Genomic DNA, 19,337 nt, shown 5'->3' on the forward strand with positions numbered 1-19,337 from the left:
CCGGAAGAGTGGGAGCCGCCCGTGTCCGTGGAGCCCGTGTTCCACCCCGTCCCGCCGAACGGCGCGCACCCGCCGTACGTCCTGGCCAAACAGGCCTTGGCGCACGCCATCGCGGCCGGTGCCCTGGCGCCGGAGCAGCGGCTGCCCTCCGAGCGGCACCTGTGCGAGCAGCTCGGGATCAGCCGTTCCACGTTGCGCCGCACCCTCAAGGCGCTGGAGGAGGACGGCCTGGTCGAGTCGTCCGAGCGGCGCGGCTGGCACGTCCGGCACGTCGGTTTCAGCCGCTCGGCGGACACCGCGGCCCTGGCCGGCTTCGGCCCGACGAACCGGAGCCTGGGGTTCGCGGTCACCGCCCGGGTGCTGCTCGCCCGTACCCGTCCCGCCGCGTCGGCGGAGGCCGAGCGCCTGCGGCTCGCCACCAAGGACCCCTTGTTCGAGTTGCGCAGGCTGCGGTTCCTGGACGGCGCGCCGGTGTGCGTCACCCACGATCTCGTCCCTCTGGCCGTCGCCCCGGCCGTCACCGGGGCGGACTTCACGACCGCGTCCCTCTTCGGCATCCTGGCCGCCGCCGGACACGTCCCCGTCGGCGCGCGCTACACGGCGCGCGCGGCCCTCGCCGACGCCGAGCAGAAGCGGCTGCTGGGCCTGAGCGGCGCCGCGCCCGTCCTGAACACGCGCCGCCTGTCGCTCGACGCGGACGGCATCCCCTGCGCCGACACCCGGGAGGGTTACCGGGCCGACCGGTACGAGGTACGGCTCACGCTCGGTTGATGGTCGGCCGCGCCGGGCTGCGGCACTGCCCGTGCCACGTCGCTCGCCCCGGCCCCGGCCCCGCCCCGACAGGCCCGGCCCGGCCCCTGAACCGTGCCCCTCCCCCGACCCGCCCCGACGCGGAGTCGGTGTGCCCGGGCCTTTGGTCGGCATCCTTCCGCCGATCGACCCGTTACGAACGAATTCGATGGAAATGCGGCATTTTCGGGCGTATACCTGAACCATCTGGTCTGCCTCTGGTGTAGGCGCCGGTGTGTCCTCCGCCCGTTGCGACGACCCAGCAGGAGAAGCCCATGAGCAGCACGCAGGCCCCGACGACGTCCCCGGCCCCCGACCTGTCGGCGGCGCGGCGGCGCAGCGCCGAGTTGGAAGGCCTGATCGCCGAGGATCCGGGCCGCTTCCGGGTGCTGACCGGCGACCGGCCGACCGGGCCGCTGCACCTGGGGCACTACTTCGGCACGCTGCAGGGCCGCGTCCGGCTCCAGGACGCCGGGGTGGACACGTTCGTGCTGGTGGCGGACTACCAGGTGCTGACCGATCGCGACGTGGCCGAGCGGCTCGCCGAGCACGTCGAGGACCTCGTCCTCGATTACCTGGCCGCCGGGATCGACCCGGAGCGGTCCACGGTCTTCACGCACAGCGCCCTGCCCGCCCTCAACCAGTTGCTGCTGCCGTTCCTGTCGCTGGTCTCGGTGGCCGAGTTGCGCCGGAACCCGACCGTCAAGGACGAGATCGCCCACTCCCGGCAGGCCGCCGTCAGCGGGCTGATGTTCACCTATCCGGTGCACCAGGCCGCCGACATCCTCTTCTGCAAGGCCGACCTGGTGCCCGTCGGTCAGGATCAGCTCCCGCACCTGGAGGTCACCCGCACCATCGCCCGGCGCTTCAACGACCGCTACGGCACGTCGGGCCCCCTGTTCCCCGAGCCGCACGCCCTGTTGTCCGCTGCCCCACTGCTGCTCGGCACCGACGGCACCAAGATGAGCAAGTCGCGCGGCAACTCCGTCAACCTGTCGGCGACGGCCGACGAGACAACTCGCCTGATCAGGAGCGCGAGGACGGACGCGTACCGCCACATCACCTACGACCCGGTCGGCCGTCCGGAGGTCGCCGGCCTCGTCCTGCTCGCCGCCCTCTGTCAGGAGCGGGACCCCCGGACGGTCGCGGAGGAGATCGGCGACGGCGGGGCGGCGCAGCTGAAGAAGGTGGTCGCCGAGGCGGTCAACGACCGGTTCGCACCGCTGAGGGCGCGCCGCGCGGAGCTGGCCGCGGAGCCGGGTTACGTACGCGAGGTGCTGCGGGCCGGGAACGAGCGGGCGAACGCGGTCGCCGAGGCCACCCTGGACGAGGTACGGGCCGCCATGGGAACGGCGTACTGATGCGCGGCTTCCCCGCGTGGTTGCGGCACTCCATGGAGATCCGGGCCGTACCGGTGGACCGCTCCCTGGTCGTGCGCGGGATGCTGGGAATGCTGCTGCCGTCGGCGCTCGGGCAGATGACGGGGCGGCCCGACCTCGGCGCGGCGGCCGCCCTCGGCGCCTACGGCGCGGCCGTCGACGATTCGGCCGCCCCCCTGCGGACCCGTGCCCTGACCCTGCTGCTCCCGCAGTTCGCCGGCGCGGTCGGCCTGGCCCTGGGTCGACTCACCGACGGCCGGGCGTGGGCGCAAATCCTGTTGGTCTGCTTCGTCGCCCTGGTCTCGGGGCTGATGTCGACCGTCGGCCGTGTCAGTGACATGGCTGCCCTGGTGCTGCTGCTCGCCACCGCCATGGGCCTGGGGCTGCCCACCGCGCCGCCCTGGTGGGAGGTGCCGCTGCTGTTCCTGCTGGGCGGTGTCCCGCTGGTGCTGCTCTCACTGGCCGACGCGCTGCGCCATCCCGGGCGGGCGGAGCGGAGGGCCGTCGCGGGTGCGTTCCGGGCCGTCGCCGACCTTCTCGGGGCGACCGAGGACACGTGGGGCGAGCGCCGCCATCGGGTGACCGGGGCCATGGACGCCGCCTACGACACCGTGGTCGTACGTCGCCTCCGCGCACCCCGCCCGGGCAGTGCCGCGGCCTGCCTGGTCGGCCGGCTGGACCGCCTGGTCGAGGTCGTCGCCGCTGCTCCCGCGGTCCTCCGCGTCCCCGCGGAGGAGGTGTCCGGCGGGTACGCGGATGCCGTGCGCGCCGTCGCCGACTCCGTGGAGGCGGGGACCGCGGGACCGGTCGCCCTGCCGCCGCCCCCGCGAGCCCGGGCCGCCCTCGCCCTCCGCGCCGCCGTGGCCGCGCTCGCCGCGCCCGCCGACCCGCAGGCCGGTGGCCGCCCGCGCCTCCTGCCGCCGCGCCGGACACCGTTGCGCCGTCCCGCCGCCGCGGTGGTCGGCCGGGTCCGTGATCCGGCGGCCCGCCGCTACGCCCTGCGGTTGATGCTGTGCCTGACCACCGCCCAGGTCATCGCCTCGTTCAGCGGCCTGCCGCGCTCGGGATGGCTGGTGCTGACCGTCGCCCTGGTGGTGCGGCCGGGCCTGGGCACCGTGCCGGCCCGGCTCGTGACGCGCACGGTCGGCACCATCGCCGGAGTCCTGATCGGCCTCGCCGCGATCGCCGTCCTTCCCACGGGCTGGTGGCGCATCGGCGCCATGATCGTCCTGACCGGCCTCCTCCAGGCGTACGGCCGCCGCAACTACGCCCTGCAAACCCTCTTCCTCACCCCCGTGATGCTGCTCCTCGCCGACCCCCTGGGCCTGGCGGGCTCCGCCGTACCCGTGGCCCGCCTGCTCGACACCGTGATCGGCTGCGTCGTCGCCCTCGTCTGCGGCCATGTCCTCTGGCCGGAGGACACCCGCTCCCGCGTCACCGAGCGGCTGGCGGGGGCCCATGACGCCATGGCCGCCTACGCGGAGCACACCGCCGACCCCAGCGGTGACGCCGAACTGCCGCACGCCCTGCGCCGCCGCGCCCACGCGGACCTTGCCGCCGTCCGCACCGAACTGGAACGCCTGCGCACCGACCCGCGCCACCAAGGCGCCCTGGACGCCTGGCGGACCGAACTCGCCCACGCGGAAGGGGTCATGGCCCACCTCACCACGGCCACGGCCACCGGCGCAGGCGCCACCGGCCGGCGTGGGGCAACCGTCGCGCGAGCGGACACCGAGCGCGACCTCGCCGCCCACCTCCGCCGACGCGCCGCGAGCCTGCGCGCGACCCCGACCCACGGAAAAGGAAGGCGCTGAGCCGCCGGTCGGCCCCGGGTGGGACGGCCCGCGGACGGTCGACGTCACGCCCGGCGGTTCCGGACCGGGACCGCGGCCCGGATGCCCCGGGTGCGGGGACCACCCGTGTCGGAGCCCGGGCACGGGGCAGCCCTCCCGTGGGGAAGCCGGGAGGGCGCCCGGCCGGGGAGGTCCGGTAGCCGTCACCGTAGACCCATCACACCGGTCGGCGGTAGGCATATGACAGAGCGAGCTCCGGCCTCCCGCTCCCCCGAACGAAGCGCGCTGCCAACCCGTCCGTCCACCGCGGCCGGGGGCACCCGCACCGCCGGACGACGGGCACCGGTGCGCGTCCGCGCGGGCGGGTCCTGCCTTCAGCCGCCCGTGCCCGTACGCGCGCCGTACTTCCCACCCCGGGATGCCATCTCCTTGATCACGACCGCGGTGCGCCCGGTGACGTACCCCCGCCGGAGGGTGTCGTCGGGGCGGGTGAACTGGCCCACCGCGTCCTTCCGTCCGAGGGTGACGGCCCGGGCGACGTAGCGCGGGGAGTAGGCCTCGGGCGTGCGGCCGTCGGTCAGGCGGACCAGGGTGTCCACCGCGTGGGCGGCCTGCGGTACGGCGAGCGCGCAGGCGAAACGGGCTCCGGGTACGGCCGCGCAGTCGCCGACCGCGAAGATCCGTCCGTCGCTGACGCTGCGCAGGTGCTCGTCCACGACCGCACGGCCGCCCGCGTCGACCCGCAGACCGCTGCGCGCGGCGAGGTCGGGGACGTCGGCCACGATCGCCCACAGGGTCAGGTCGGAGGCGAGGGCAGGACCGGACCGGAGGCGTACGGCTCGGTCGGCGACCTCCGTGACGCCGTCGTCCACGATGTCGACCTCCAGCCGTTCCAGTCCGGCCCGGACCCGCCGGTGGGCGCGTCGGGAGAAGACGCCGGCGACCGACGAACCCACGAGCCGCACCAGGAGGTCCGGCCTGGCCTCGGCCACCTCGGCCGCCGTCTCGATGCCCGTCGCGCCGCCCCCGATCACCGTGACCGTGCTGCCCGCGGGGAGCGCCGCGAGTGCCGCGCGAGCCCGCTCCGCTCCCTCCCACGTTCCCACGGGGATCGTTCCCGGCATGGGTACGACCGTGCTGCCCACGGCGAGGAAAGCGTGGTCGAAGTCGAGGCTCGTCCCGTCGTCGAGTCGAACCCTGCCGTCGCCGATCCGGTCGACGGTGGCGACGCGCGCGGTGATCCCGTCGCGGAGCATCGACGTGAGGGGCGTGGCCACGGCGGCCGTCCCCGCGAGCTGTTGGTGCAGGCGTACGCGCTCCACGAATTCGGGGCGCGGGTTGATCACCGTGATCTCGGCGCCCTTCACCTTCTTCGCCAGCCGGTTCGCCGCGTACATGCCCGCGTATCCGGCACCCATCACTACAACCTTCATGTCGGCCTCCCACCTCGGTGACTGGTCGGACATGGGATGCCGGCGGTACGGCTTCCGTGACACCCACGGAGAGGTGTCACGCGTCACAGTGGCGCGGTGTCACGGACCGGGTCGGTCCGGTGTCCTGTGAGGACCGGGTCGAGAACGAAGCAGCGAACCGCGAAACCAGAACGAGAAGCAGGAGACACCGCATGAGTGATGAGGTCGACCGCCGTCCCGACGCCGCCACCGAGACGTTCATCGCCCACCGCAGGCTGCTGTTCACCATCGCCTACGAGATGCTCGGGTCGGCCGTGGACGCGGAGGACGTCCTTCAGGAGACCTGGCTGCGCTGGGCCGGCGTCGATCTCGACGTGGTGCGGGACCGGCGTGCCTACCTGGTCCGGATCACCACCCGGCAGGCGCTCGGACGGTTGCGCACGCTCGCCCGCCGCAAGGAGTCGTACGTGGGGCCCTGGCTGCCCGAGCCGCTGCTGACCACACCCGATGTGGCCGAGGACGTCGAGCTGGCGGACAGCATGTCGATGGCGATGATGCTGGTGCTGGAGACGCTCGCGCCGACCGAGCGGGCGGTGTTCGTGCTGCGGGAGGTGTTCGACCTGGGGTACGAGGAGATCGCGGAGGCCGTCGACAAGAGCCGGGACGCGGTGCGTCAGATCGCCCACCGGGCGCGGGCCCACGTCGCGGCGCGCCGACCACGCGGCGAGGTGTCGGCTGCCGAGTCGCGGGCCGCGCTCGGGGCCTTCCGAAGGGCGGTCGAGACGGGTGACCTGCAGGGTCTGCTCGACCTCCTCGCGCCGGACGTCGTCGCCCTGAGCGACGGCGGTGGCATCAAGCAGGCCATGCCGCGGCCCGTCGTGGGGGCCGACAAGGTGGCCCGCGCGCTGGCCGCGGGCATCGCGGTGTTCGGCCCGGTGTCCACGGTGGAGTCCACGCGGATCAACGGACACCCGGCTCTGGTCGTGCGGATCGACGGGGAGATCGACATGGTCGTGGCCGTGCGGATCGACGACGGCCTCGTCACGGGCCTCTACACCGTGCGCAACCCCGAGAAGCTGACGCGCGTGGAACGGGCGACCGCCGTGAGTCGTTGAGCGGCCGGGCCGCCGGTTCATCGGGAACGCGCCGGGGGCGGGGGCCGGGCGCGGCCCCCGCCCCCGGCGGGGATCAGTTCCCGACCGGGTGCCCCGGCACGTGAGCGGTGCCCGGGGCCGCCTCGACCGTCTCGCTGTACGAACCGCCCTGCGACGCGGGCGCCACCTTGCCCGCCGGTACGTGGTCGGTTCGCGGAGCCGCCTTGACCGTCCGGCTGTGCGGGTTGTCCTCCGAGGCGGGCCGGACCTTCTGTGCCGCGGTGCTGTCCGTACCCGGTGCGGCCTTGGCCGTCCGCTCGTACGGGGCCTTGCCGGCGCCGCCGCCCTGGCTGTCGGCGTGGGCGGCCCCGCCCAGGGCCAGGGTGGCGAGCAGGACGGCGGCACAAGTGGCGGCGATGCGCTTTCCGGTGTTCATGAGGTGCTCCTTGGAGTGGGTGTCCGTCTGACACCCCGAACGTACGAGGGACCGACCTTTCGTCTCTCTCACGTCCTGCGGCAGTTCGACCCCTCCACGCTTACCGCGACCTCACGCCGCGGTCGCCGAGGAGACCGGCTGCGAGGCGGTGGTCGAACGTCTGCTGGGCGTGGACTCCCGGGTGATCCCCGCAGCCGAACGCGCCGCGCCGGGTGGACCGGAACACCACAACGTCGGAATCCACTACCAGGTCCGCATCACCGGCGGCCGGCTCCGACCCGAACCGGACGGCGAGACCGCCGAATCGGTTCGGACCCTCATTCCGCCGCGCGGTCAAGAAACGGCGCCCGGTCCGGGAGCCTGAGCTCCGGACCGGGCGCCGTCCTGCGATGCGGATGCCCCGAACCCGCCCTCGTCGCGACCGGATCTGCACGTGGTGATGAGATGTGCGCGATGCACGGTGACTCGTCACGCTGCTGAGCTGCACTGTCACTTCGGGACTCGAACCCGATGCGCTGCTCTCCGCGCGCCAGTCGGGCCGGTAACCGCCGGCCCTCGGTTGTGCACGCCTCCGGAGCGACTACCTGCTCCGCACCGCCGGTCTCAGTCCAGGAGGTCGGCCTCCCAGTTGGTGCGCTGGATGCGCACGTCGATCTCGCGGATCTCACGGGCGGCGTCGTCGGCGCGGGCCCGGAGCTCGGCGACGGGCAGCGCGGGGAGCACCATCAGCTCGGAGCGCAACTGCCGGCCGTGTCCGCGCTCGCCGCCACCGGCGGCGGCGTCGGCGGCCGAGGTGAGTACGGAGTGGCGCAGCCGCAGGGTGTCCCGGCGGGCGAGGGCGTCGGTGAGGGTGCCGTCGGCGCCCATGTCGACGGCTGCGTTGGTCCGGTTGACGCGCCGGATGAGGGACTCCAGGGCGTCGAGGGTCGCGGTCACCTCGGCGAGCAGCGCGGCCGGATCCTCGGCAGGGGTCTCGCCCTCCTGGTGCCGGGCGTTGGCCACGATGCGGGCCCGCAGCTGTTCGACGCGGCGAGCCGCCTCCGCGCGCTCCGCCAGCGCTTCCCCGAGCTTCATCGTGGTGGTCCCCTCCCCCTGGTGTCGTTCATCGGTCGTGCGCAGTACGTGGTGCGCCGTGCTTGGTCCGTCGCGCTCGGTCCGTCGTGCTTGGACCGTCGTGCTTGGACCGTCGTGCTTCGTGCGAGACGCGTCGCCGGCACGGCGCTACGGTGCGCCGATCACCCTACGTCACTTCGAGGCCGGCTCGGCCCGCGGCGGCCGGCGGATCCCGCCGCTCGTCGGTGACGGTCACGCCGCGAAGCACCCGAAGTCCTCGTTGTCACGGCTCCGGTACTGCTCCGGCGATTCCTCGTTGCCGTCGCCGAAGACCAGTTGTCCGGCTGCGAGTTGCTCGGGTCGAAAGGTGACGAAGCCGGATACCCCGCCGTCGGAGGACATGTTCGTCCTGACGGCGTACGTGGTCCCGGAGACGAGTTGGGTGGTCATGGGGAGAAGGCTCGTGAAGCCGGCCGGCGTTTCACCGATGGAGATGCGCTTCGAGAGGTTGCCCTGGGTGGCTTTGATGTGCCAGATCAGCTCGCCGGGGGAGTCCGCGGTGGCCTCGTCCGCCCCCTCGTAGAGCCCCACTTCGGCGACTCCGTCGGGCTCGGAACCGGGACAGTCCCGCCAGCCGATGACCGGTGTCGAGACGTCACCACCGACGAAGAGCGGGTCGTACTTGGCCACGCATCCGCTCAGTAGCAGTACGAGCCCCGGAACGATCGCCGCTCTCCCCCATTTCATGCCGGGAGTGTACGTGTTCGAGCACCGAGGGGACTCACCCTCGTCCGGCCACGGCGGACGGCCGGGCGGTGCGTCTGGATGGCGGAGCTCAATGCGGCGATGCTTCCGCCCCGGGACGAATCGCCGGGGAGGGTCCTTGGGCAAGATCGTTCCTGCATGATCGCCTCACGCCGTGAACACTCGCAGCAAGCTCGCTCTGGCCGGTGCCCTCACCGCCGCCGTCGCCCTGACCGGGCCCCTCGCCTCCGGTACCGCTTCCGCCTCGGCCCCCGAGCCGGAACCCGCACCGCTGATCCGGGCGGCGGACCCGGTGCCCGGTCAGTACATCGTGACCCTCGACAAGCTCGTGGACCCGGCCAAGGCCGCTCAGAAGCTCGGTCTGAAGCCGACGTTCGTCTACAGCAAGGCACTCAACGGCTTCGCCGTCCCCCTGACCCCGCTGCAGCTGACGCTCGTGCGCAGCAGCCTCGGCGTGAAGGCGGTCGAGGAGGACGCGAAGCTCGCGGCCCCCGAGTCCGTGACCGCCGCCGGCACATCCGCTCCCCGCGGTCCGGCGTCGGCCTGGGGGCTGGACCGGATCGACCAGCGGAACCTGCCGCTCGACGGCAACTTCACCACCGACGGCAATGGCGCGGGCGTGACCGCGTACATCCTCGACACCGGTATCGACTACAAGCACACCGAATTCGGCGACCGTGCCGTCTTCGGGTTCGACGCCATGGGTGACGGCCGCCAGGGCATGGACTGCAACGGCCACGGCACCCACGTCGCGGGTACGGTCGCGGGCAGGACGTACGGCGTCGCGGGCAAGGCCAATCTCGTCAGCGTCCGCGTCCTGGGCTGTGACGGCCGGGGCACGTACTCCGGGATGATCGCGGGCTTCGACTGGGTGGCCAAGAACGCCAAGCAGCCCGCCGTCCTCAACGGTTCACTGGGCGGGGACCGGTCGCAGGCGTTGAACGACGCCGCGACCGCGCTCTCCGACGCGGGCGTGCTGCCGGTCGTGGCGGCGGGCAACGACGCGAAGGACGCCTGCGCGGTCTCGCCCGCGTCCGCCCAACGCGTGGTGACCGTGGCGGCGAGCAACCGGTACGACGAGGAGACCTCCTTCTCCAACTACGGCGAATGCACCACCCTCTACGCACCCGGTGAGGAGGTCCTCTCCGCGAAGCTCGGCGGCGGCAGCGTCGCACTCGACGGCACGTCGATGGCCTCCCCGCACGTGGCGGGCGTGGCCGTCCTCTACAAGGCCGCGCACCCGAAGGCGGACCCGGCCGAGCTCTACGAGTTCCTCGAAGGCGAGTCGACCAAGGACGTCCTGTCCAAGATCGGCAAGTCCAGCCCCAACAAGCTCCTCTTCACCAACGGGCTGTAGACCCAGGCCCACCGACGCCGCGCCCCGACGGACCCGCGTCCTCCTCGACGCCGAGCGCGTCGGGGCGCACTCCCGACGTGGCGGGCCGGCGTGCCGGCGGCCGAGCCGGGACCCGGTCGGAACAAAAAGGTCCCGGCCTCCAGAAGGAGGCCGGGACCTTGATCGAGCGCTGGGCAGGCCTTGCACCTGCATTCCCCCACGGGAAGTGGGGTGTCTTTCCTTGGACCACCAACGCCTGACCCGACAGTCGTTTTCCGCGACCGCGAGCTCAAGATCAACCATACACCAGCCGGCGCTTCCGGCGGCGACGACCCGGCGGCGGTGAAGTCCGGGGCGCACGTGGCGGAACTCCGTGCACGGGTGGACTACCCGCCGAGGTAACGGTGTCGGGCGCCGGCGGGCGAGGTGAACAGCTCACCGTCGCGGACCTGCCATTCGCTCGTCCCCTCGACTTCGTGGCTGACGAGGAACAGCCCCTGCACGAAGTCCCCGTCCTCGTCGGAAGCCGGGATCCGAGCGATCTGCCTGATCTGCTCCTCGAACCGGTCCAGGGCCGACTCACGGATGTCGGCGCCGTAGAACATGTAGCTGGTCCAATTGACCTGCCGGCGCGGTGCGCCCCACCCGTTGGAGTAGTGGTCGTCCTCATGGGACGAGACGATCCTTCGCACGGCGACGAGTTGCGTCCCGTCGCACTCCAACCACCCTCTGATCGACACGTACACACCCATCGGTGCGACCTCTCCCTCGTCGCCGGTTCCGGCGTCCTCGATGCGGTCCGACCGCGAGCCTGCCCGCGGCGGGATTCAGGGAGCGGCGGGCCTGTAGGTGAAGCCGGTGAGCGGCGCGAGGACCTTCCAGTCGAGCGTTTCGTAGAGGGCTCGGCCCGGGACGGTCGCGCCCAGGATGCCGGTGACCACACCGTGCTCGACGGCCGCGTTGGTGAGTGCGCCCATGACCACCGTCCCGAGGCCGCGGCGCTGGTGTGCCTCCTCGGTGATGATCTGGTCGAAGACGCAGGTGGCACCGTTCAGGCCGATCCGGCCGCGGGCGGCGAGCCCGCCGTCGGCCGCCAGGACGCGCACGTCCATGACATCGTCGACGGTCTCCGTGGTGACGGTGTAGCCGTCGGGCGCGCGCACGGCGGACGTTCGCAGGTCGACGGCCATCAGGAAGCCGGGATCGGCGGGCTCCCACTCCGGCGAGAACCACGGTTCCATGGCCTCCGGTTCCAGGAAGGCCTTGATGCAGGTGGTCGGTCGGGTGATCGCGCCGACGAGCCCGCGGACGGTCCCGGCATCGGCGTCATCGAGCAGGACGTGACGAACCGCCTGGGCGGGCAGCCCGACCTGGATGCTCAGCCCCCAGGGCGCGTCCACCGGCTTCGGTGTCCTCCGCGAGACGGTCCATCCCTCGACCCACGCACGCGCGATCTCCCACATCGGAACACCCCTCCAAGTAATGACTGATACGCAGATTGGGATGTTACACATGCGGGGTGACGGTGGTCGACGGAAATCATCCGCATCCCCCGGGGGACCGGTGGACACCCCCGGGCGTTGCCACCGACCGCGCGCCCCGGCCCGCACTTCGAGCCCTACACGGACGATCGCGCGGCGTCGACCGCCGGGCAGGCGTCGGGCAGTGCCCGGACCCCGGTGAACAGTTGCGCGAAGGCCGCGGCCGCACCGGTCAGCGGGACCCGGGAGAAGACTGCCAGCGGGCGGTGCCACGAGGGTTCGAGGGAGAGCAGGGCGCAGTCCTCGCCGACCGCCCCGCGGACCATGTGGGCGGGGGCCACGACGATGCCCACCCCGGCGGCGGCCATCCGTACCGCCGTGGAGGTGTGTTCCGTACGCATCACCGTGCGCGGGGTGTATCCGACGGCCCCGCACGCCCGATCGATCACGAGCTGCCCGTCGACGACCGGTTCCATGGCGCAGCGGATCCAGTCGCGGTCCGCCAGCTCGGCGAGGCCCACCGCGCCCCGTCCGGCGAGCGGGTCGTCGAACGGGACGACGAGGACCAATTCCTCGCGTCCGATCCGCCGCACCGGGCCGGGCCAGCTCGCGGGTTCGGGGCCGACGGCAAGGTCCGCGACGCCACGCTCCAGCTGTTCCTCCAGTGCCTCCGTCGAGCCGTACTCGCGCAGCACCAGGGCCACCCCCGGGTGCAGGGTCCGCCACCGGGCGGCTATGCCCGGCAGGATGCCGACGGCCAACGCGTGGACCGTGGCGATGTGCAGTTCGCCGCCGGCCACTCCGGCGGCCGCTCGGGCGGCCCGTTCCGCCTGGCGGGCGCTGCGGACGGCGAGCTGGGCGTGCGGGAGGAAGGCGCGGCCCATCGGGGTGAGCCGCACCCCGCGCGGCATGCGTTCCAGGAGCGCACCGCCCACGGCCTTCTCCAATGCCTTGACCTGATGGGACAGGGCGGGCTGGGTGACGTGAAGGGTGTCGGCGGCCCGGGTGAAGGAGGACTCCTCCACGACGGCGAGGAAGTACTCCATCTGACGCAGGCTCATGATCGGCCAGTCTAGAGAACCCCATAGAGAGCGTGCATGGAGTCCAGAAGATCATTGCCTTGGACTCCCGCCAACGGCCGGCGCAGGCTTGGCACATGACCAACGACAACAGCGTGGACGTGATCGTGATCGGCGGCGGTACCGGTGGCTACAGCACCGCACTGCGCGCCTCGGCCTTCGGACTGACCGTCCTGCTCGCCGAACGCGACAAGGTCGGCGGCACCTGCCTGCACCGCGGCTGCATCCCCAGCAAGGCGATGCTGCACGCGGCCGAACTCGTCGACGGGATAGCCGAGGCGCGGGAGCGGTGGGGCGTGCGTGCGCACGTGGAGGCGGTCGACTGGCAGGCGCTGACGGCGACGCGGGACGACATCGTCGGGCGCAACCACAAGGGCGTGGAGGGGCATCTGGAACACGCCGGGGTACGGGTGGTGCGCTGCGGGGTGCGGCTGACCGGGCCCCGGTCCGTACGGGCGGAGGACGGCCGGGAGTTCACCGCCACCCGGGGGATCGTCCTCGCCACCGGGTCCAGGCCGCGCACCCTGCCCGGGCTGGAGCCCGACGGGCGGACGGTCGTCACCAGCGACGACGCACTGTTCGCCCCCGGGCTGCCGGCTTCGGTCCTGGTCCTGGGCGGTGGTGCGATCGGCGTGGAGTACGCCTCGTTCCACCGGTCGATGGGCGCCGAGGTGACCCTCGTGGAGGCCGCGGACCGGCTGGTCCCGCTGGAGGACGCGGACGTGTCCCGGCACCTGGTCCGGGGGTTGAAGAAGCGGGGCATCGACGTACAGACGGGTGCCCGGTTGGAGGGCGCGGAGGTCTCCGACGGACATGTGCGGGCCACCGTACGGACCTCCCGGGGGGAGCTGCGGGAGCTTCGGGCGGAGCGGCTGCTGGTGGCGGTGGGTCGGGTCCCGGTCACCGACGGGCTCGGCCTGGAGGCGGCCGGACTGACCACGGACGAGCGGGGGTTCGTCGCGCCCGCCGACTGGTCGCGGTTGGAGACCGCCGTCCCGGGGGTGCACGTGGTGGGCGACCTGCTGCCCCCGCCGTCGCTGGGACTGGCCCACGCCTCCTTCGCGGAGGGGATGCTGGTGGCGGAGACCCTGGCCGGAGCGGCGGGCGTACCGGTGGACTACGCGGCCGTGCCCCGGGTCACGTACTCGTCCCCGCAGACCGCCGCCGTCGGTCTGACGGAGGCGCAGGCACGCGAGGCGTCGTACGACGTCGTGGTCAACACGATGCCGCTCACCGCTGTCGCCAAGGGGATGGTGCACGGGCAGGGCGGCATGGTGAAGGTGGTCGCGGAGCGCGGCGGCCGGGTACTGGGCGTGCACCTGGTCGGCCCGCACGTGTCGGAGATGATCGCCGAGAGCCAGCTGATCGTGGGCTGGGAGGCGGAGCCGGCGGACGTCGCACACCACGTCCACGCCCATCCCACGCTGTCGGAGGCGGTCGGGGAGGCGTTCCTCACCCTCGCGGGCCGGGGTCTCCACCAGCAGTAACCCGGTCGCCACCGGCCCGCGATCCATCCGGCCCGTGATCCACCCGGCCCGCGATCCGTCCCGCCCACTCGCGGGACCATCCCCTGCGCCTCCCGGCGCGTTCACGTCGGGGTCGTGACGGCCGTCCCGCGGGCCGCCACGACCCCGGGTGTCAGGCCGGACGGGAGGCCTGCCGGCAGGTCAACGGCCCTGGATGGACTTGACGTTGTCGCCGAAGGTCCAGCTCTTCGAACCGTCCCAGTTGACCGACCACGTCATGAGTCCCTTCAGCGAACCGCCGAAGGCGTTCCACGACTGGCCGACGAGGCTCGGAGCCATGTGGCCCCCGCCCGCTCCGGGTTGGGCGGGCAGGCCGGGCACCTGCTTGTCGTAGGGCACCTTGATGGTGGTTCCCTGGATGTTCAGGCCGTTGTTCAGGCAGGTGGTCTGCGCGGTGAAGCCCTGCACCGTCCCGGCCTGGTAGGAGTCGCCCGCACAGCCGTACATGCTGCCGTTGTAGTACTGCATGTTGAGCCACCACAGGCGCCCGTTGTCGGCGTACTTCTTGATGATCGGCAGGTAGGAACCCCAGATCGATCCGTAGGTGACGCTTCCTCCGGTGACGTACGCGGTCTCGGGGGCCATCGTGAGACCGAAGCCCGCGGGCATCTGTGCCAGCACTCCGTCGATGATGCGCACCAGGTTGGCCTGGGAGGCGGAGAGGGTGTTGATGTTGCCGCTGCCGGTGAGGCCGGTCTCGATGTCGATGTCGATGCCGTCGAAGTTGTACTTCTTCAGGATCGGGACGACGGTCGCCACGAACCGGTCGGCGACGGCGGCGGAATTCAGGTCGATGCCCGCGGTGGCGCCTCCGATCGACATCAGGATCGTCGCTCCGGCCGCCTTGGCCCGGCACATTTCGGCGGGGGTGGCGACCTTGACGCCGGTGTCCATGCCGTCCTGCCACAGGACCGTTCCGTCCGAGAGGATCACCGGGAAGGCGGCGTTGAGCACGTTGTAGCCGTGCGCGGGGATCCTGCTGTCCGTGATGGGGATCCAACCCATCCCGGGGTGGACGCCGTTCGCGGCGCCGTCCCAGTTCTCCCAGTACCCCTGCAGGACCTTGCCGGACGGCTTGGGCTTCGTGGCGCAGGACTCGTCCGACGGAGGGGTGGTGGTGGGGGTCGGCGTGGGGGTCGGAGTCGGGGTCGGAGTCGGAGTCGGGGTGGGCGTGGGAGTCGGAGTGGGCGTGGGAGTCGGAGTGGGCGTGGGAGTCGGAGTGCCGCCGCCGGGGCCGACCAGTGACACCTCGTCCGCGTGGTACGCGGGCTGCCCGTACCAACCGTGCAGGTGGATGGTCACCGAGGTGGTGCTCGGACCGGTGGTGAAGCCGACGGCGAGCCGACTGTACGACGGGCTGTTCGGAGTCCAGGTGGAACCGGCTCCGGTGACACCGGTACCGGTGGCCCCGAGGTGGACGTAGCTGCCCTGGACCCAAGCGCTCAGCGTGTACGAGGAGTTGGGCTGCACACTCACCGTCTGACTGCACCGGGCGGTGTCGGATCCGGTGGGCGTGGCCTTGAGCGCGGCGGAGCCGGAGTGCACCGGGCCGGCGACGACGGCGCCGGAACCGCCGGAACAGGTCCAGCCGGAAAGGCCGTTCTCGAAACCGGCGTTGGCCACCAGTTCGGCGGCGACGGCGCCGGCCGAGCCGGTACCGGACACCGCGACGCCGGCGCCGATCACTGCGGCGGCGCTCACCCCGGCCAGGGACCGCACGAAGGCCGACGCTCCGCGCCGGGCCCGTCCGGTGGCCCGGTACTGCCGGTCGGCGTCCGCGCGACCGGGTTCCCGAAGGGGGTGGGCATCGCCCGTGGGGCGTGAAGTACGCGAGCTCCGACGGAACATGGAGTGCTCCCTTCCCGCTGGACGCCATGGACATGGCCTGCGCGTGGGGGCGCGACGCCCGGCTACGGGTGAGGTGGGGACAGGTGGGGCTGTGCCGGTCCGGATCGTATGGGGGGCGGAGGGGTCGGTCAATAGGTATGGACCAATGCCGAGGTGGGGCGTCGGGGCGGCCACCCCCGGCCACGGCCTCCCACCGAGCGGGGCCCGCCTTCGAACACAAGGTCCGTCTCCAGACCGTTCGAGTGAGGGTCGGCCGCGCCCCAGCGGGGTAGCCACCTGGCACGCGAACCCCGACGCACGACACCGCACACCGCACACCGCAGGGAGACCCGATGACCGTGTCCGACCGCTACCGCACCGCTTGGGACGGCTTCTGGGAGCAGAGCTCCGGCGAACCGGGCGAACCCTTCTGGGACGCGGACCCGGCCCTGACGGCGAAGCGCGACCTCGACCACCTCGCCCCGTACGCCGACCGCTCGCTCCCCATCGCCGACCTCGGGTGCGGCAACGGCACCCAAACGCGCTTCCTGGCCACCCGCTTCGCCGGCGCCGTCGGCGTCGACCTCTCCTCCGCTGCGGTCGCCCACGCCCGCCGCGCCGACCCCGAGGGCGCCGCCACGTACGAGCAGCTCAACCTCGCCGACCCGATCCGGACCGGCGCCCTGCACGAGCGCCTCGGCGATGCGAACGTCTACATGCGGGCCGTCCTGCACCAGAGCGACCCCGAGGACCGCCCCGCGGTCGCCGCCGCGGTCGCCCGGTTGGTCGGCGCGCGCGGCCGCGCCCTCGTCCTCGAACCGACCGGTGAGGCCAAGGAGGTCATCGCCGCCATCGCGGCGCAGCCCGGTGGCCCCTCCCCCAAACTGCGCCGCGTCAAGGAGCACGACCTGCGCCCCGGCGAGGTCGCCGAGGGCGAGGTCTCCGCCCTGCTGCGCACGGCCGGCCTCACCGTCCTCGACGAAGGCACCACCACCCTCGCCATGAGCGAGGCCCGCCCCGACGGCTCCCCGGTCGAACTCCCGGCCACCTGGTTCGTCGTAGGGCGGCATTGACCCGACATCCCCGCCGCCCCAGGCGGCCACACCAACCGGCCGCCCGACCACCGGCCCGTCCGCCCACCGGCCCGGGCGCCGGTTCCTCGGCTCCACGGCCTGCGGTCAGCCGCCCTGGCCGGCGCTTCCGATCGGGCCGACCTTGATCGGGGAGCCGGTCCCGTCCGTGACGGGCAGGGTGGCGGCGCCGGGCCAGGCGAGGGTGACCGCCTTCGTCTCGTCCGGCGGGGTCACGACGAGCCCCGTGACGCGCACGCCGGAGCCGCCCGTGGTGTTGAGCGGGTAGTTGACGCCGAAGGAGACGGCAGTCCCCTTCTTCAGGACGGTCGGGCCGGGGTGCTCGCCGGTGCGCTGCGCGGACAGCGATCCCGCGCTGGTCCTCAGGTCGACGCCCGCGTACTCGGAGAGGGTGCAGTCCTTGCCGCCGCGGTTCTTCAGTCGCACCGCGACGGTGCCTTCGGTGTCCCCGCCGATCGTGCTGTCGATCGCCGTGATCTCCAGGTCGTCGGTGCGGCACCTGCCGGCCTTGCCGCTCCCGGTGGAAGCGGCGGCGCCGGCGGCCGTACCTTTCCCGTCGGAGCCCGTGCCGGCCGTGGCCGTGCCGCCGTTCCCGTCCGAACTTCCCGCGCTCGAACCGCCGCCCGAGGGCGAGGACGAGGACGAGGAGGACGCCGCGGAGGGCGTGGACGCGGACGACGGGCCGCCTTGCGCCGTGCCGTCCTCGCCGTTCTGGCACGCCGTGAGCGAGAGACCGGCCGCAACGGCCAGGGCTACGAAGGTGAGCTGATGAACGCGCATCGTTGCTTCCTCGGAATCGGTTTGCGGTGTCGGCCGCTCGGGTCGGGTACGGGTCGGTACGAGCGAGCGGTTCCGATCATCAGGACCCTCCCGGCCGGTGAGCCGTTCCCTTCCACCACCCCCTCATACCTTCCCGTTACACGCACGACCGTGCGCACCGCACGGAGGACGACGCCGACCGGCCAGGACGGCGGTCCCCGCGGCGGTTCCCCCTCCGGCGGAGCCACGGTCCGTCGGGACGGACCCGTGACGTGGCGGTTCTTGACCGAGCGATGGCATGCCCTCCTCCATTGCGTTCCGCCGCGTCACGGCCGGGAACCGCGGTGACGCGGCAGTCCCGTGACGGGCCACGGGGAAGGGGTGCTCTCGCCTCGCGGAAGGGGATCGGGAAGGATGGGACGGTTGACGCGATCGACGCCGGGCTGCGGAGGAAGGCGCGGGTGGGTCTCGTGAGCACGTGCGGCGTCCCGTCGCTTCCTCGTGCCCACGTGCGTGAATCCTTTGCCCCGCGGGTCGGGGCCCGGCCCGGACGAGTGGGTGAGCATGGAACGAATGCTGTTTCGCAGTGAGAGCCTGGAGGAGACGGAGGCTTTCCTGTCGTCCGCGTACACGCCCATGACGATCAGTGGCCTCCCCGAGCACACCGGTGCGCGGATCGAGCGGCGTGCCGCCGGCGGCCTGAACGTGGACCGTCTCGCCTTCGACTTCACGATGTCGTACGACGCCGGACCGCTGGAGAAGGTCTGCCTGATCACGGTCGATCGCGGCGTGCACACCAGCGGCTCCGACGTCTGCGGGCCCGGCGGGACGTTCCTCGTCGCCCTGCCCGGCCGGCCCTACGCCGGTGAGGTCCGCGCCGCCCGCTACACGATCACGATGTTCGACGCCGACCTGCTGGACCAGGCCACCGGGGGCGGCGAACAGGTCCGGCTCTCGGGGCAGACCGCGCTCGGCGCGGCGGAGAACCGGATGCTGGGCCGGACGGTCGCGCACGTCCGCGACACGTTGCTGCAGCCGGGTTTCGCTGACCAACCCCTCCTCACCGGTGCGGCGGCCCGCCTACTGGCCGCCACCACGCTCAGCTGTCTGCCCCACACCCGCGTCGGCGCCGTGCCCGACCGGACCGGCTCGCGCGACGGCACCAGCGACACCCTGCGGCGGGCCGTCGCGTTCATCGAGGAGAACGCGCACCGCGACATCGGGCTCGCGGAGATCGCGGCGGCGGTCCCGGTCACTCCGCGTGCCGTGCAGTACGCCTTCTCCCGGTACGCCACGACCACCCCGCTCGGGCACCTGCGCAGGGTGCGGCTGGCCCGCGCCCACGAAGAGCTGAGGGCCGCCGCGTCCCCGCGGACCACCGTGACCGCCGTCGCCCTTCGCTGGGGCTTCCCGCACCAGGGGCGCTTCGCGGCGGCGTACCGCGAGGCGTACGGCGTCACACCGGGGGCCACCCTGCGCGGCTGAGCCGGACGACCTCGGGGCGCGGGGTGCTCGGA

Annotated in this window: 17 protein-coding genes and 1 pseudogene; 9 read left to right on the top strand and 9 right to left on the bottom strand. The window is 72.7% G+C overall.

Annotated elements, in window-relative coordinates; all coding sequences use genetic code 11:
• Positions 1-21: 21 nt before the first annotated feature.
• From ACFVS6_RS11445 to ACFVS6_RS11455, 3 genes are all read left to right on the top strand, one after another.
• Complete coding sequence (locus ACFVS6_RS11445) at positions 22-771, top strand: GntR family transcriptional regulator (protein WP_389702820.1); 750 nt, start codon at positions 22-24, stop codon at positions 769-771.
• 293 nt (positions 772-1,064) lie between these two features.
• Positions 1,065-2,150: a tryptophan--tRNA ligase gene (trpS, locus tag ACFVS6_RS11450; protein ID WP_389702822.1), complete on the top strand. Its 1,086-nt coding sequence runs from the start codon at positions 1,065-1,067 to the stop codon at positions 2,148-2,150.
• The gene (locus ACFVS6_RS11455; RefSeq protein WP_389702824.1) at positions 2,150-3,982 is read left to right on the top strand and encodes an FUSC family protein; all 1,833 of its coding nucleotides are present in this window, start codon (positions 2,150-2,152) and stop codon (positions 3,980-3,982) included. Before trpS ends, ACFVS6_RS11455 begins: the two co-directional genes overlap by 1 nt.
• 353 nt (positions 3,983-4,335) lie before the next feature.
• On the opposite strand, the gene ACFVS6_RS11460 is transcribed toward ACFVS6_RS11455, so the two are convergent.
• A complete protein-coding gene (locus ACFVS6_RS11460; RefSeq protein ID WP_389702826.1) occupies positions 4,336-5,394 on the bottom strand; it encodes an NAD(P)/FAD-dependent oxidoreductase in 1,059 nt (352 codons plus the stop codon).
• A 191-nt stretch (positions 5,395-5,585) separates the two neighbouring features.
• On the opposite strand from ACFVS6_RS11460, the gene ACFVS6_RS11465 reads away from it, so the two are divergent.
• Entirely contained in the window at positions 5,586-6,488 is a 903-nt protein-coding gene (locus tag ACFVS6_RS11465) for an RNA polymerase sigma-70 factor (protein ID WP_389702828.1), read from the top strand.
• Between the two features lie 73 nt (positions 6,489-6,561).
• Here ACFVS6_RS11465 and ACFVS6_RS11470 read toward each other — a convergent pair whose 3' ends face one another.
• Entirely contained in the window at positions 6,562-6,903 is a 342-nt protein-coding gene (locus tag ACFVS6_RS11470; protein WP_389702829.1) for a hypothetical protein, read from the bottom strand.
• Positions 6,904-7,024: 121 nt separating this feature from the next.
• Here ACFVS6_RS11470 and ACFVS6_RS11475 point away from each other — a divergent pair.
• Positions 7,025-7,228, top strand: a pseudogene (locus tag ACFVS6_RS11475) (NUDIX hydrolase); the annotation flags it as partial.
• A gap of 278 nt (positions 7,229-7,506) precedes the next feature.
• Here the strand turns inward: ACFVS6_RS11475 and ACFVS6_RS11480 are convergent.
• Positions 7,507-7,977, bottom strand: a complete 471-nt coding sequence (locus ACFVS6_RS11480; RefSeq protein ID WP_389702831.1) for a DIP1984 family protein — start codon at positions 7,975-7,977, stop codon at positions 7,507-7,509.
• A gap of 231 nt (positions 7,978-8,208) precedes the next feature.
• A complete protein-coding gene (locus tag ACFVS6_RS11485) occupies positions 8,209-8,703 on the bottom strand; it encodes a hypothetical protein (protein WP_389702833.1) in 495 nt (164 codons plus the stop codon).
• Positions 8,704-8,875: 172 nt separating this feature from the next.
• Here ACFVS6_RS11485 and ACFVS6_RS11490 point away from each other — a divergent pair, with 172 nt between their 5' ends.
• Positions 8,876-10,078 (top strand): S8 family serine peptidase, encoded by a 1,203-nt coding sequence (locus tag ACFVS6_RS11490; RefSeq protein WP_389702834.1) that lies wholly within the window; start codon positions 8,876-8,878, stop codon positions 10,076-10,078.
• A 365-nt stretch (positions 10,079-10,443) separates the two neighbouring features.
• Here ACFVS6_RS11490 and ACFVS6_RS11495 read toward each other — a convergent pair whose 3' ends face one another.
• The 3 genes from ACFVS6_RS11495 to ACFVS6_RS11505 form a co-directional block, all read right to left on the bottom strand.
• On the bottom strand, positions 10,444-10,809 hold the full coding sequence (locus ACFVS6_RS11495) for a hypothetical protein (protein WP_389702836.1): 366 nt from the start codon (positions 10,807-10,809) through the stop codon (positions 10,444-10,446).
• A gap of 75 nt (positions 10,810-10,884) precedes the next feature.
• Entirely contained in the window at positions 10,885-11,520 is a 636-nt protein-coding gene (locus ACFVS6_RS11500; protein ID WP_389702838.1) for a GNAT family N-acetyltransferase, read from the bottom strand.
• Between the two features lie 155 nt (positions 11,521-11,675).
• Entirely contained in the window at positions 11,676-12,599 is a 924-nt protein-coding gene (locus ACFVS6_RS11505; RefSeq protein ID WP_389702840.1) for a LysR family transcriptional regulator, read from the bottom strand.
• A gap of 95 nt (positions 12,600-12,694) precedes the next feature.
• Here ACFVS6_RS11505 and lpdA point away from each other — a divergent pair, with 95 nt between their 5' ends.
• Positions 12,695-14,104 (top strand): dihydrolipoyl dehydrogenase, encoded by a 1,410-nt coding sequence (lpdA, locus tag ACFVS6_RS11510; protein WP_389702842.1) that lies wholly within the window; start codon positions 12,695-12,697, stop codon positions 14,102-14,104.
• A gap of 180 nt (positions 14,105-14,284) precedes the next feature.
• On the opposite strand, the gene ACFVS6_RS11515 is transcribed toward lpdA, so the two are convergent.
• Positions 14,285-15,844, bottom strand: a complete 1,560-nt coding sequence (locus ACFVS6_RS11515; RefSeq protein ID WP_389702843.1) for a carbohydrate binding domain-containing protein — start codon at positions 15,842-15,844, stop codon at positions 14,285-14,287.
• A gap of 479 nt (positions 15,845-16,323) precedes the next feature.
• Here ACFVS6_RS11515 and ACFVS6_RS11520 point away from each other — a divergent pair, with 479 nt between their 5' ends.
• Positions 16,324-17,043 carry a class I SAM-dependent methyltransferase gene (locus ACFVS6_RS11520; protein ID WP_389702845.1) on the top strand — a complete coding sequence of 240 codons (720 nt, stop codon included), beginning with the start codon at positions 16,324-16,326 and terminating at the stop codon, positions 17,041-17,043.
• 105 nt (positions 17,044-17,148) lie between these two features.
• On the opposite strand, the gene ACFVS6_RS11525 is transcribed toward ACFVS6_RS11520, so the two are convergent.
• Positions 17,149-17,841, bottom strand: coding sequence for a DUF4232 domain-containing protein (locus ACFVS6_RS11525; protein ID WP_389702847.1), 693 nt, complete (start codon positions 17,839-17,841; stop codon positions 17,149-17,151).
• A 552-nt stretch (positions 17,842-18,393) separates the two neighbouring features.
• On the opposite strand from ACFVS6_RS11525, the gene ACFVS6_RS11530 reads away from it, so the two are divergent.
• The gene (locus tag ACFVS6_RS11530; protein ID WP_389702848.1) at positions 18,394-19,305 is read left to right on the top strand and encodes a helix-turn-helix transcriptional regulator; all 912 of its coding nucleotides are present in this window, start codon (positions 18,394-18,396) and stop codon (positions 19,303-19,305) included.
• Positions 19,306-19,337 lie beyond the last annotated feature (32 nt).

It is taken from the genome of Streptomyces sp. NPDC057939, assembly GCF_042887545.1.
GTDB lineage: Bacteria > Actinomycetota > Actinomycetes > Streptomycetales > Streptomycetaceae > Streptomyces.

Coding starts and splice junctions, on each gene's coding strand:
- ACFVS6_RS11530 (WP_389702848.1), top strand. CDS start 18,394: ATGCTGTTTCGCAGTGAGAGCCTGGAGGAGACGGAGGCTTTCCTGTCG.
- trpS (WP_389702822.1), top strand. CDS start 1,065: ATGAGCAGCACGCAGGCCCCGACGACGTCCCCGGCCCCCGACCTGTCG.
- ACFVS6_RS11480 (WP_389702831.1), bottom strand. CDS start 7,977: ATGAAGCTCGGGGAAGCGCTGGCGGAGCGCGCGGAGGCGGCTCGCCGC.
- ACFVS6_RS11455 (WP_389702824.1), top strand. CDS start 2,150: ATGCGCGGCTTCCCCGCGTGGTTGCGGCACTCCATGGAGATCCGGGCC.
- ACFVS6_RS11500 (WP_389702838.1), bottom strand. CDS start 11,520: ATGTGGGAGATCGCGCGTGCGTGGGTCGAGGGATGGACCGTCTCGCGG.
- ACFVS6_RS11485 (WP_389702833.1), bottom strand. CDS start 8,703: ATGAAATGGGGGAGAGCGGCGATCGTTCCGGGGCTCGTACTGCTACTG.
- ACFVS6_RS11470 (WP_389702829.1), bottom strand. CDS start 6,903: ATGAACACCGGAAAGCGCATCGCCGCCACTTGTGCCGCCGTCCTGCTC.
- ACFVS6_RS11520 (WP_389702845.1), top strand. CDS start 16,324: ATGACCGTGTCCGACCGCTACCGCACCGCTTGGGACGGCTTCTGGGAG.
- ACFVS6_RS11495 (WP_389702836.1), bottom strand. CDS start 10,809: ATGGGTGTGTACGTGTCGATCAGAGGGTGGTTGGAGTGCGACGGGACG.
- ACFVS6_RS11465 (WP_389702828.1), top strand. CDS start 5,586: ATGAGTGATGAGGTCGACCGCCGTCCCGACGCCGCCACCGAGACGTTC.
- ACFVS6_RS11525 (WP_389702847.1), bottom strand. CDS start 17,841: ATGCGCGTTCATCAGCTCACCTTCGTAGCCCTGGCCGTTGCGGCCGGT.
- ACFVS6_RS11460 (WP_389702826.1), bottom strand. CDS start 5,394: ATGAAGGTTGTAGTGATGGGTGCCGGATACGCGGGCATGTACGCGGCG.
- ACFVS6_RS11505 (WP_389702840.1), bottom strand. CDS start 12,599: ATGAGCCTGCGTCAGATGGAGTACTTCCTCGCCGTCGTGGAGGAGTCC.
- lpdA (WP_389702842.1), top strand. CDS start 12,695: ATGACCAACGACAACAGCGTGGACGTGATCGTGATCGGCGGCGGTACC.